The following is an 11,624-nucleotide window of genomic DNA, read 5'->3' as shown; positions in this document are numbered from 1 at the left end:
GTCTGGTGGCGGCGGTGGCGGTGGGCCTGGCGGCGGCGGTGGTCGTCCGCCTCAGGGTAGTTAACGTCGCGACTCGCGCGCGGGCAAGTCATGCCAAACCACGGTATGTCCGCGCTTGCTACGTCACCATCGCTCAGAACCGGTAGCCGATACCACCGAGGATCACGTCCGTATCGCGGCTATAGCGCGTGACCACGCGGTTCCACGTGACGCGCGCAGCCCAGTGCTGCGTCAAGCGATAGGAAGCCGAGACGGAGATCAGCCCCGAGAGAATCCCGTCGCCGGTATCACGCTCGTCGGGATGCTCGCCGTGGTGGATTGCCGCGTAGAGGCCCGCGCCGAACCCGAGCGTGAGGCGCTCGTCGAAGAACGCGCGCGTGAGCCAGAGCTGCGCGGTCGCGCCATCGCGCCGCGCCGAATTGCCATTGCCCTCGTGCAGATATCCCACCGTAGCGTCGAGAAAGGAATTGATGCCGCGCCGGTACTCGATCGCCTCGGCCGCCGAAGTCTGCGATTCGAGGCTGTTGAGGATCGTCTCGCCCGCCATCAGCGTGATCTCGTTGTTCGTCACTTTCTGCGTGCGCGGCAACGCGAAATCGCGCGGGCCTGGCGTGTCGGGCGCGTCGAGCTGATAGCCCACGCCCAGCATGAGCGATGTCGTCGATGGGCCGCGCGACACCTGCACGCGGTTGAGCTGCAGGTTCGCCGTCCAGCGATGCGTGGAGTACCACGTGGCGCGCGCACTATAGAGCACGCCCCAGCCGTGTGTATCGGACCAGCCCTGGCCCTGTGACGCGGCCTCGGTATCGAAATAGCGATACGGCCCGACACCCAGCGCGAACACGAAGCGGCGCTGCGCGAGCGGCAAACGCGCCCACGCCTGGATGGCCTGGCCGTCACGGTGATGATCCGGAATATGGCCTTCGTTCAACCACGCAATGCTGCCGGCAAAATACTGGCCGAAACCCTCCGTGTAATCCATTTGCCACGAATAGGTACGGTCGGCGCCGCTTTTGAGCGGCCCTGTGTAGAGCGTGAATTCCTGCGCGCAAACCGACCCCGAAGCCATGGCGAGCGCGCTGCCGACAATACCGGCTGCGGCTAGCGACGTGATGTTTTTCATTGCGTGCGTTGGCCTTGCGGTTGGGATGACGTGACTCGCTGCAAGGAAAATGTATGCAACGGAACGCGGAGCATACCGCGCCGCGACATTTATTGTGTGAACCCACTCTTTCAATTGATTAAGAGATGACGCAGCACAAACTTCTGATATTTATTTCGCCATCCTAATTACTCGATAACAAAAGAAACGCCGCACAAAAAGTGCGCCGCAGGAAATCAGGGCGAACAGGCTGACAGCGGGCTTGATAACGGCGTTCATGACTCGGCTCTTGCGTGTGAAAACAGCGTGGGTGGGAATGAAAAGCCAGCACTGTATCGCAGAGTGTTCCGCGGCGTATTACACGGATGTAACGGGCGTAGCGCTCGATGAAAGGCTCTTGGCACGCCTTGCTGCGCAAGACCGGGTCGCGGCGGCCGCTCAAATAGTGGGCTCGCCACCCTCGTCGTGTGTGAGACGCCGCAGCAGTTCGCGACCTCGGGTGGTGAGGCGCAGCGTGGGGTCGCCGCCCGCCTCGTCCATTTCGACGAGACGGTAGCGCTGAAGCGCCAGGAAATCGGAATCAAGCATCTGAATCGGCGCGTCCGCATCACGGATCAGCAGCAAGGTCGCTAGTTCGTGGTGGCTGAGCATCAAGTCTCTCCAGTTGTTGGCCGGAGTCGGGGCGTAAGTGCCGATTCCAGTCACATGCCCGACAAGCAATCGACCGAAGGGTCGTGGGCTTGAGTCACCCCAGCATAGCGAGTCAATCGTACAGTTTCGCTACAGTCGTGTTTCGCTGTGTTACGCATCGGTGTCTGAAGCAAGAAAGCGGCGCGCAAACTGCATATCGTGCAGTCTGCGCGCCGCCCGCTCAACGCCTTTTCCGCCTTAGTTGATTTCGAGGCGCTTACTGGCGCTTGCGGCCCGCTTCGGTAGCGTCAGCTTCAGCACGCCATCCTTGTATTGCGCGCTCGCCTTTTCATCGTCGATTTCCGCGGCGAGCGTGAACGCGCGGCTCACGCTGCCCGCATAACGCTCACGACGCACGACGCGCTCGCCTTCCTTCAGTTCGCTGCCGCGCTCGACTTTCGCGGCAATCGAAACGAGATTGCCATCGATTTTCACGTCGATGTCTTTCCGGTCGACGCCGGGCATTTCGGCCTTCACCGTGAAGCCGGCCTCGTCTTCCGTCACGTCGATCCGGATACTGGCCGCCTGCACCTCCACGCCGCTCGTAGCACGCAACGGCCGGAACAGCCCGTGAAACAGATCGGGCACACCTTCCATCGAAAACGGATCGTAACGCGAGATAGTGCTCATTGATGCCTCCATGGACCGAACGATTTTCGTGTCGACGCAACGACGATGTTGCATCGGATTCCTAAATTCCCCGTTAGTTGGCGCAGATGCATGTCGCATCTGCGGCCAACGATGGAGAATCGCCTGCAACGAAGCGCGCCGCTCGCGCGGCGCGGTCGCTGCCGCTTACCGTTCCAACATGAAGGCGCCTCGCGCGTTTGCAAGACCCTTTTTTTGCCGCACGCGAAATTTTTGCATCGCAGCGCGGCGCGTCATTGCATGTGCATGCCGCCGTTGATCGCGATATCGGCGCCGGTGATGAACGCCGCGTCGTCCGAGCAGAGGAACGCCACCAATGCCGCGACCTCGTTCGGCTGGCCGAGACGGCCGACCGGAATCTGCGGGAGGATGCGCGTGTCCAGCACGTCTTTCGGCACGGCTTCCACCATTTGCGTGGCGAGATAGCCCGGCGACACGGTGTTCACCGTCACGCCTTTCTTCGCCACTTCCAGTGCGAGCGCCTTCGTAAAGCCATGCATGCCCGCTTTCGCCGCCGAATAGTTGGTCTGGCCGAAAGCGCCGCGCGAGCCGTTGACCGAGCCGATATTGATAATGCGCCCGAAGCCGCGCGCGATCATGCCGGGCAAGAACGGCTTCGTCACGTTGAAGAGCGCGTCGAGATCGGTGCGCAGCACCGAGTCCCAGTCGCCTTTCGACATCTTCACGAAGCTGCGGTCGCACGTAATGCCCGCGTTGTTGATGAGCACGTCCACCTGGCCGAGATTGTCGAGCGCTTGCTGCGCCGCGCGCTCGCAGGCCTCGCAGTCGGCGACGTTCATCTGGTGGCAACCGAAGTCGCGGCCCGCCGCGCGTTCGGCGGCAAGCCAGGCATCGGCGCGCGTGTTCGCCGCCGAGCACGAGACGGCGACGGTCATCCCCGCGTCGTGCAGGCGCCGGCTGATCGCCTCGCCGAGTCCGCCCATGCCGCCCGTGACGAAAGCAACGCGCTTAGTGGCCATGCTGGCCTCCGCCCGCGCTCGCGCCCTGCGCACGGCCCGCGCCCGCCGGCTTGCCCGGATGCGCGGCGCCATTGGCGGCGCTGCTCATCGCACGCTCGAAGGCGTTCATCCACTCGCGCATCGGCAGCGCACCCGGCACTCTGGACGCGCTGGCTTGCGCGCCCGCGCAGGCCTCCTGCCACTGCTGCGTGAAGTCGCGCGCATTGTCGGACCACGTGCTCGCGCCCTGCATCGCCGCCGCGACGCCCTCTTGCCAGAGGGTGGTGCTCGCGCCGAGATAGTCGCGCCAGACCGATTGCGTGGCGACCGCGAAATCGGTCCAGTCGCGCGCGGTGCGCAGCGATTCGAGCAGGCCTTCGACCGCCTCGCGGTCGCGCGCGATCCGGCGCTGCTCCAGCTTCAACAACTGCTCGCGCCATTGCTGCTGCCCGGCGAGCAAACGCAGTGCGGCCGACGTGTTGGCACGGTACGTGTCGAATGAGGCGCCCATCGCGTTGCCGAGCGAGGCGGCGTCGAATGAGGGATGGGAAGCGGTTGCCATGGTCAATCTCCTCCTTATGTAGCTTTCGCCCGGCGCGGCCGGATGCGCTTACTGCCAAAGGGACCGCGGTGGACCGCGACGGGACGCGGGCTGCGGCGAGCGAAATGAAAGCGCTTCACGCGCGACGATGGGGAACGGGATGCTTCGGAGTGCCGTGTGTTCGCAAGACAGCCGGCTCAAGCCAACATCATAGGCAGTAAGACGGGCTCCCGCGCGGCGAATGGGCGATTTGTCGCTTGAGCGACGTCTCATTTCGAGATAGTTGATGCGCAGCGAGTCAAAACCAGGCTTGCTAATGCGGGTATTTCGCGACGGATTGTAAGGGCGGAAACGCTGCCCGGCCGATCGCGCCCTCGCCGCGAACCGGCCGGTGGAACCGGGCGCCCCAGTCAGGCGGCCGGCGCCTCTTCGTCGCGCACCAGCATCACCGGCCTGTCCGCCATGCGCAGGAACGATTCGGCCACGCTGCCGAGCAACAGGCGCTTCATGCCCGACAAGCCGCGCGTGCCCATCACGACGAGGTCCGCGCCGTCCTCGGCGGCAATGCGCGAGATCACCGCGGCGATCTCCTCGCCGCTCGCATCCGCTGCGCGCGTGGAGCCCGGCACCTGAGCCTGGGCGAACACCAGTTTCGCTTCTTCGAGCGCCGCCGTTGCTGCGTCGTTTTCCGCCGAGTGGCGCGCCTGTTCCTCGGCGAAGCCGGAACTCACGTCCACGAGCCGCGCCGGATGCCGCACGACACATAGCGCCTGAACGGCGCCGCCCGTCGCTTTCGCGATCTTCACGGCCTCCTCGAGCGCGCGCCGGCCGCTGCGGCTGCCATCGACCGCTACCAGAATCTGCTTGTACATCATGGACCTCCCGGGCCTTGCCCATGTTGCGCGGCATGCTCGCCGCGCGCTATCTAGATAAAGTTCGTTGTAGCGCATTTGGGTACGGATGCGCGCTCCGGCCAGTGCGACCTGTTGTCTCTACTGCGTCAGCCTCGTGATCAACCTGACCAGCTCGGCGCATCGTCAACACCGCCGCGCCCGTAAGCCGTCCCTCGCGCAAATCGGCCAGCGCCTCGTTCGCGCGCGCGAGCGGGTACGGCGTGGTCTCGATTTCGAGCTTGTGCCGCGCGGCGATCGCCATGAAGGTCGCACCGTCCTCGCGCGTGAGATTCGCCACCGAGACGATGCGCCGCTCTTCCCACAGCCAGGCGTAAGGAAACGAGGGAATGTCGCTCATGTGGATGCCGCCGCACACGACCGTGCCGCCCTTCGTCAGCGCCCGCAGCGCGGCGGGCACGAGCGCGCCGACCGGCGCGAACAGCAGCGCAGCGTCGAGCTCCTCGGGCGCGCGCTCGTCGCTGCCGCCCGCCCACCTTGCACCGAGGCGCCGCGCGAACTGCTGCGCCGCGGCATCGCCCGGACGCGTGAACGCGTAGACCGTGCGCCCCTGGTGGCGAGCGACCTGCGCGACGATATGCGCCGCCGCGCCGAAGCCATAGATGCCGATGCGCCGTGCATCGCCCGCCATCGCGAGCGAGCGATAGCCGATGAGTCCCGCGCAGAGGAGCGGCGCGGCCTCGACGTCGCTGTACTGCCGCGGCAGATGGAAGCAATAGCGGGCGTCGGCGACGGTGCGCGTCGCATAGCCACCGTCGATCGTGTAGCCGGTGAAGCCGGGCGCGTTGCAGAGGTTCTCACGCCCGTCGGCGCAGAAACGGCAATGGCCGCAGGTGTGCCCGAGCCACGGCACGCCCACGCGGTCGCCGGGCGCGAACCCCGTCACGCCTGCCCCGAACGCCGCGACCGTGCCGACGATCTCGTGGCCGGGAATGACGGGCCTTTTCGGGTGCGCGAGATCGCCGTCCACGACGTGCAGGTCGGTGCGGCACACGCCGCACGCGCGCACATCGATCAGCAGTTCGCCCGCGCCCGGCACCGGGTCGGGTAGATCGGCTTCGCGCAGCTGCGGATTCTCGCCGTCGAACAGCATTGCCCGCATCGCCATCCTCCTCGCCAGATCGCGGCAGACGCGCCGCATCGATCACCATAAAACCATGTTATGCAATCGGGCCGCGCGCTGTCGTGCATTGCGCGCTGCGGCGCAGCTACACGCCCGATGCGACTCGCCGCCACAGGGCATCCACGCGTGGCGCGCCGCGCGATCGTGGCACCATAAGACGAATCCCACAGGACCACGAGGGCCGCCGCCCGGCGTCGCGCGCGGAGTCCGTCCGCCGTGCGGTCCGCTGGCTCGCGCCACGCGCGCCGCGGCGTCGCGCACGCAGTCCGCCTCGGTCCGCCTTCCGCCGCCGCGCAACCGGAGCCCCGCATGAATGCCACCGACACACCTGCCTACCCGCCGCTCTCCGACGACCTGCTGCGCCGCATGGACGCGTGGTGGCGCGCCGCCAACTATCTCTCGGTCGGCCAGATCTATCTGCTCGCCAATCCACTGTTGCGCGAGCCGCTGCAACTCGCGCACGTGAAGCCGCGCCTGCTCGGCCACTGGGGCACGACGCCGGGCCTGAACTTCCTCTACACGCACCTGAACCGCATCATCAGCGCGCGCGATCTCGACGTGCTGTTTCTCGCGGGGCCGGGCCACGGCGGCCCCGCCGTCGTCGCGAACACCTGGCTCGAAGGCACCTACAGCGAAACCTGGCCGAACGTGCCGCTGGACGTCGAGGGCATGGCCGTGCTCTTCAAGCAGTTCAGCTTTCCGGGCGGCATTCCGAGCCACGTCGCGCCGCAAACACCGGGGTCGATCCACGAAGGCGGCGAACTCGGCTACGCGCTCTCGCACGCCTACGGCGCGGTGTTCGACAACCCGGATCTGGTCGTCGCCTGCGTGGTGGGCGACGGCGAAGCCGAAACGGGGCCGCTCGCCACCGCCTGGCACTCGAACAAGTTCCTCAATCCCGCCACCGACGGCGCGGTGCTGCCCATCCTCCATCTGAACGGCTACAAGATCGCGGGGCCGACCGTGCTCGCGCGCATAGGCGACGACGAACTCGCCTCGCTCATGAAGGGCTATGGCCACGAGCCGATCTTCGTGGAAGCCGAGGAGCCCGACGTCGCGCATCGCCTGATGGCCACAGCGTTCGACACGGCGTTCGACGACATTGCGCGCATCCAGAAAACTGCGCGCGAACTCGCGGACGAACACGGCAACTTGCCGCCCGGCTACGTGCGCCCGCGCTGGCCGATGATCGTCATGCGCACGCCCAAGGGCTGGACGGGCCCGAAGACCGTGGATGGCCAGAAGACCGAAGGCTCGTGGCGCTCGCACCAGGTGCCGCTCGCCAACATTTCGAAGCCGGGGCACCTCGCGTTGCTGGAAAGCTGGATGCGCAGCTACAAGCCCGAGGAACTCTTCGACGCGCAAGGCCGACTCGTGCCCGACATCGCCGCGCTCGCGCCGCAAGGCGAAAAGCGCATGAGCGCGAACCCGCGTTCGAACGGCGGCGGCCGCGTGCGCGAACTGCGCGTGCCGCCCTTCGAGCACCACGCCGTGGATGTGCCCGCGCCCGGCCAGGTGGACGCCGAAGCCACGCGCGTGATGGGCGCGTTCCTGCGCGAAGTGATGCGCGTGAACGACGCCACGCGCAACTTCCGCATCTTTGGGCCCGACGAGACGGCCTCGAACCGCTGGAGCGACGTATTCGACGTGACGTCGCGCACCTGGCTCGCGGAGGTCACGCCCGACGACATCCAGCTCGCGACCAACGGCCGCGTGATGGAAATCCTGTCCGAGCACACCTGCCAGGGCTGGCTGGAAGGCTATCTGCTCACGGGCCGCCACGGCTTCATGTCGTGTTACGAGGCGTTCATCCACATCATCGACTCGATGTTCAACCAGCATGCGAAGTGGCTGAAGGTGATCCGCGAGATTCCGTGGCGGCGGCCGCTGCCGTCGCTCAACTATCTGCTCACCTCGCACGTATGGCGCCAGGACCATAACGGCTTCAGCCATCAGGACCCGGGCTTCATCGACTATGCGGTGAACAAGAAGTCGGACACCGTGCGCGTCTATCTGCCGCCCGACGCCAACACGCTGCTCGCCGTGACCGACCACGTGCTGCGCACCTGGAACCGCATCAACATCATCGTGGCGGGCAAGCAGCCGCAGGCGCAATGGCTCGACATGGACGCGGCCATTCGCCACTGCGCGGACGGCATCGGTATCTGGCAATGGGCGAGCAACGATGATGGCGGCGAGCCCGACGTGGTCATGGCCTGTGCCGGCGACGTCCCGACCATGGAGACGCTAGCCGCCGTCGACCTGCTGCGCACCTGCCTGCCCGACCTGAAGATCCGCGTGGTGAACGTGGTGGACCTGATGACGCTCGAACCCGCCGACCGCCATCCGCATGGCCTGCCGGACGCCGACTTCAACGCGCTCTTCACGACCGACAAGCCCGTCATCTTCGCGCACCACAGCTATCCCTCGCTGATCCACCGGCTCACGTACCGGCGCGCCAATCACGCGAACATTCACGTGCACGGCTTCATCGAGGAAGGCACGACGACCACGCCGTTCGACATGACGGTGCTCAACCGGCTCGACCGCTACCATCTGTGCGAAGCCGTGATCGACCGCGTGGACGGACTCGCGCAGCGCGCGGCGCACCTGCGCCAGACACTGCACGACAAGCTGGCCGCGCACCGCCGTTACGTGGACGAGTACGGCGACGACATGCCCGAAATCCGCAACTGGCGCTGGCCGGCGGCGCGCGCCGCGCACGGCCCAGGCGAAACGGCTTAGTTGCGCCTTGCGCCGCTCAGGCCGAAGCCGGCTTCGCGCGCCCGAACACGCGTGCGAACGCGGTGACGAACGCGTCGAGCCGGGTCGATTCGAGGCAGTCGATGCCCGCCGCGCCTACCCGGCCGTTTCCGCCAGGGAACGCGCGGCAGAGTTCATCCGCGCCGCGCGGTTCCGTGAGCGGCGCGCGCACGCTCACCGCGTAGTTGCCGTCCGCGTTCACGCTCAGCACCGCGTGCGCGCGCGAAGGTTCCTCGTTCGCGAGCACGTTGGCGAACACGCCGCGCACGCGGCGCGCCCACGCCTCGTCGGGCAACACGCAAACGCTGCCGTACTGGAGCGCGATGAGCGGCGCGATGGCCTGGGCCAGTTCGAGATCATCGTGACGGCAGCGGGCGAGCTGTCCGACGATGGGCTCCGCGGCGATGAAATCGAACGGGGCGGCATAGGGCTTCATCGCCGCGTACAGGTCGATCGGCGCGATCATGAGATCTTCGACGCAGTCGCCGTAAGCGTTGTAGTTGATCGACTCGCCCAGCTCGCGCAGCTGTTCGGCCTGCGCGGCGTCGAGCCCGGCCTGCTGGGCAAGCGCCTGCGCCGTGGCGGGCAGGTTGTCGCCCCAGGCCGCCGCGATCGCCCACGGCCGGTAGCGGCCGGCGAGATGGCGGTCGACGAGCACGCTCGTGCAGACCTGTGCCGTCGTGTCGATGTGCGCGACGAGATTCCGGTTCACAGGCAGGTCGCCCGCGTGGTGATGGTCGAAATATTCGACCGCGACGTCCTTCGCGAGCAGCGCGGTGAGCGCCTTGCGATTCACTTCGAACGAAATGTCAAGCACCGTGAGCGAATCGCCCGGCTGGGCGGGCACGCGCTCGACGAGTGCGATGTCGCGCTTCGCGCCCGTGATGAGCGTCGCCTCGCGCGGCCTTGCGAGCCGCAGCTGATGCAGCGCGCAGATGCCGTCTGCGTCGCCGTTGAATACGTCGAAATGCGCCATGTCTCCGAGATTCCGTTGGGTTGAGCATCACAGTATCGCGCAGCCTCGTCGGATTGCACAAAACGTCCAATCCGGCGATGCCCATGCAGGCTGTTTCGATCAAGGCATTGACATGCCGCGCGACGGCCTTCCCGCGCTGGCTCGAGGTATGCTGGTTCCGACGCGCAGCGCCCCGTAGCCCTCTACTCCCACGATAGCCACGCCGATGTCCGACACGCCGATCTCACACCACGTCCTCAACCGTCAGCGCATAGCGCGCCGCCACAGTCGCCTCGTGGACGCCGCGCTCTCGCGCGCCTCCACGTATGCGCACCCGGCCGGGCGCATCGTGCGCATCGAAACGCATATATCCGTGGTGTATCTCTGCGGGCGGTACGCGTACAAGATCATGAAGCCCGTCGATTTCGGCTTCGTCAATTTTGTGCGGCTCGATGTCCGACTCCGCTGCTGCGAAGCTGAGATTCGTCTGAATGCGCCATTCGCGGGACCGATTTATCGCGACACAGGCGAGCTATTTTTTGACGGTCGGCGTTGCAGGCTCAGGCCCAGGCGCGGCGTTCGCGGCAATGTAAAAGTCGTCGACTATGCGGTGCGTATGCGCCGCTTCGACCAGCGTCTGCTGTTTTCGAACCTGATCGGGCACGGCGAACTGAGCACGGCCGATATCGATGCGGCCGCAACCAGCCTCGCCGCGAGCCATCGGCATGCGTGCCGGGCCGGACACGGGCCGATGGCGGCGGCGACGCGACTCGGCTCGGCAGCACTGCTGCGCGAACAGGTGCTCGCGGCGCTCGCGCCCCTCGAAGCGGATCCGCGCACGGCGCACGCGGTGGGAAGCGCCGCGTTGCGCGCGACTTGCGAAAGCGAACTCGCACGCCTCGCTCGGCACCTCGACGCACGCCGCGCGAACGGATTCGTGCGGGCCTGCCACGGCGACCTGCATCTCGACAACATCGTGCGGTACGGGCGGCACGCGCTGATGTTCGATTGCATCGAGTTCAGCGACGAACTGCGCTGGATCGACGTGACCTGCGATCTTGCGTTCCTGCTGATGGATCTGCGCGCGCACGGCCACGCGGCCTATGCCCACCGTCTGCTCAATCGCTACCTCGAAGCGACGGGCGATTTCGCGGGGCTCGCTGCACTGCGGCTTTATATCGTTTATCGCGCGCTGGTGCGGGCATTGGTCGCAATGCTCAAGGCGGGATCGTCCGCGCGGCCCGACGCGCAAGCGAGCGCAGGCGCCGCCTCGCGCTACCTGGCGCTCGCGGCCGGCGAAGCGCGCGCCATGCGCGAGCCCGCGCCCTGGCTTCTGCTCTGCCACGGCTTTTCGGGGTCGGGAAAGTCGGTGGCGAGCCGCGCGCTCGCCGAATTGAGCGGGGCGATCCGTGTGTCGAGCGATCTCGAACGCAAGCGGCTCGAACCCTTCGCGCCGCCCTCGCTCGACGCGCTGCCGGCAAGCGCGTACACGCAAGCCGCGCTCGACGCGCATTACGAACGCCACGTCGCCCATGTGCGCGACGTGCTAAACGCGGGCTACACGGCGCTAGTCGATGCGACGTTTCTCAAGGCGACGCATCGCGCGCGCTTCGCAGCGCTCGCGCGTGAGCTGAACCGGCCAATGCTGATCCTGAACTTCTACGCGCCGCAAGCGCGGCTCGCCGAGCGTGTGAACGCCCGCGCGCGCGGGCCGCGCGACGCTTCCGACGCCGGCGCCGACGTGCTCGCCGCGCAGGTCGCGCAAGCGGATCCACTCGATGCGCGGGAGCGGCAGCGCACGGTTGATCTCGACACCGACGTGGAAATCGGGGCATTCTCGCGCGAGTCATGGTGGACGCCGCTGTTCGCGCGCATGCGTGCGGAGAGTGGGGAGATTTGAAGCGGCGGCGGACTCATAATCCGCCGCCGCAG

Annotated in this window: 9 protein-coding genes and 1 pseudogene; 2 read left to right on the top strand and 8 right to left on the bottom strand. The window is 66.6% G+C overall.

The window, feature by feature from the left end:
- Window positions 1-133: 133 nt before the first annotated feature.
- The 7 genes and pseudogenes from M3I56_RS35370 to M3I56_RS35340 all read right to left on the bottom strand — a co-directional run.
- Complete coding sequence (locus tag M3I56_RS35370; protein ID WP_254357940.1) at window positions 134-1,123, bottom strand: hypothetical protein; 990 nt, start codon at window positions 1,121-1,123, stop codon at window positions 134-136.
- Between the two features lie 417 nt (window positions 1,124-1,540).
- Window positions 1,541-1,753: a hypothetical protein gene (locus M3I56_RS35365; protein ID WP_254357939.1), complete on the bottom strand. Its 213-nt coding sequence runs from the start codon at window positions 1,751-1,753 to the stop codon at window positions 1,541-1,543.
- Between the two features lie 237 nt (window positions 1,754-1,990).
- Window positions 1,991-2,422, bottom strand: a complete 432-nt coding sequence (locus tag M3I56_RS35360; RefSeq protein ID WP_254357938.1) for an Hsp20/alpha crystallin family protein — start codon at window positions 2,420-2,422, stop codon at window positions 1,991-1,993.
- Between the two features lie 251 nt (window positions 2,423-2,673).
- A complete protein-coding gene (locus tag M3I56_RS35355) occupies window positions 2,674-3,420 on the bottom strand; it encodes a beta-ketoacyl-ACP reductase (RefSeq protein ID WP_028203586.1) in 747 nt (248 codons plus the stop codon).
- On the bottom strand, window positions 3,410-3,961 hold the full coding sequence (locus M3I56_RS35350; RefSeq protein WP_254357937.1) for a hypothetical protein: 552 nt from the start codon (window positions 3,959-3,961) through the stop codon (window positions 3,410-3,412). The genes M3I56_RS35355 and M3I56_RS35350 overlap by 11 nt, the downstream gene beginning before the upstream one ends.
- A gap of 389 nt (window positions 3,962-4,350) precedes the next feature.
- Window positions 4,351-4,812: a universal stress protein gene (locus M3I56_RS35345; RefSeq protein ID WP_028203584.1), complete on the bottom strand. Its 462-nt coding sequence runs from the start codon at window positions 4,810-4,812 to the stop codon at window positions 4,351-4,353.
- Window positions 4,813-4,969: 157 nt separating this feature from the next.
- Window positions 4,970-5,953 (bottom strand): annotated as a pseudogene (locus tag M3I56_RS35340) (zinc-dependent alcohol dehydrogenase family protein); the annotation flags it as partial.
- A gap of 330 nt (window positions 5,954-6,283) precedes the next feature.
- Here M3I56_RS35340 and M3I56_RS35335 point away from each other — a divergent pair.
- Window positions 6,284-8,719: a phosphoketolase gene (locus tag M3I56_RS35335; protein WP_254357936.1), complete on the top strand. Its 2,436-nt coding sequence runs from the start codon at window positions 6,284-6,286 to the stop codon at window positions 8,717-8,719.
- A gap of 16 nt (window positions 8,720-8,735) precedes the next feature.
- On the opposite strand, the gene M3I56_RS35330 is transcribed toward M3I56_RS35335, so the two are convergent.
- The gene (locus M3I56_RS35330; RefSeq protein WP_254357935.1) at window positions 8,736-9,713 is read right to left on the bottom strand and encodes an acetyltransferase; all 978 of its coding nucleotides are present in this window, start codon (window positions 9,711-9,713) and stop codon (window positions 8,736-8,738) included.
- A 205-nt stretch (window positions 9,714-9,918) separates the two neighbouring features.
- Here M3I56_RS35330 and M3I56_RS35325 point away from each other — a divergent pair, with 205 nt between their 5' ends.
- Window positions 9,919-11,592, top strand: a complete 1,674-nt coding sequence (locus M3I56_RS35325) for a bifunctional aminoglycoside phosphotransferase/ATP-binding protein (protein ID WP_254357934.1) — start codon at window positions 9,919-9,921, stop codon at window positions 11,590-11,592.
- The last annotated feature ends 32 nt before the right edge of the window (window positions 11,593-11,624 follow it).

Origin of the sequence: Paraburkholderia sp. CNPSo 3281 (genome assembly GCF_024206515.1) — a bacterium.
Classification (GTDB): Bacteria; Pseudomonadota; Gammaproteobacteria; order Burkholderiales; family Burkholderiaceae; genus Paraburkholderia; species Paraburkholderia nodosa.
This window is presented reverse-complemented; position numbering and strand designations above follow the sequence as displayed.

What these genes read in the sequence shown, in the direction of transcription:
- M3I56_RS35350 (WP_254357937.1), bottom strand. Translation starts at nt 3,961, where the DNA reads ATGGCAACCGCTTCCCATCCCTCATTCGACGCCGCCTCGCTCGGCAAC.
- M3I56_RS35345 (WP_028203584.1), bottom strand. Translation starts at nt 4,812, where the DNA reads ATGTACAAGCAGATTCTGGTAGCGGTCGATGGCAGCCGCAGCGGCCGG.
- M3I56_RS35360 (WP_254357938.1), bottom strand. Translation starts at nt 2,422, where the DNA reads ATGAGCACTATCTCGCGTTACGATCCGTTTTCGATGGAAGGTGTGCCC.
- M3I56_RS35365 (WP_254357939.1), bottom strand. Translation starts at nt 1,753, where the DNA reads ATGCTCAGCCACCACGAACTAGCGACCTTGCTGCTGATCCGTGATGCG.
- M3I56_RS35355 (WP_028203586.1), bottom strand. Translation starts at nt 3,420, where the DNA reads ATGGCCACTAAGCGCGTTGCTTTCGTCACGGGCGGCATGGGCGGACTC.
- M3I56_RS35370 (WP_254357940.1), bottom strand. Translation starts at nt 1,123, where the DNA reads ATGAAAAACATCACGTCGCTAGCCGCAGCCGGTATTGTCGGCAGCGCG.
- M3I56_RS35325 (WP_254357934.1), top strand. Translation starts at nt 9,919, where the DNA reads ATGTCCGACACGCCGATCTCACACCACGTCCTCAACCGTCAGCGCATA.
- M3I56_RS35335 (WP_254357936.1), top strand. Translation starts at nt 6,284, where the DNA reads ATGAATGCCACCGACACACCTGCCTACCCGCCGCTCTCCGACGACCTG.
- M3I56_RS35330 (WP_254357935.1), bottom strand. Translation starts at nt 9,713, where the DNA reads ATGGCGCATTTCGACGTATTCAACGGCGACGCAGACGGCATCTGCGCG.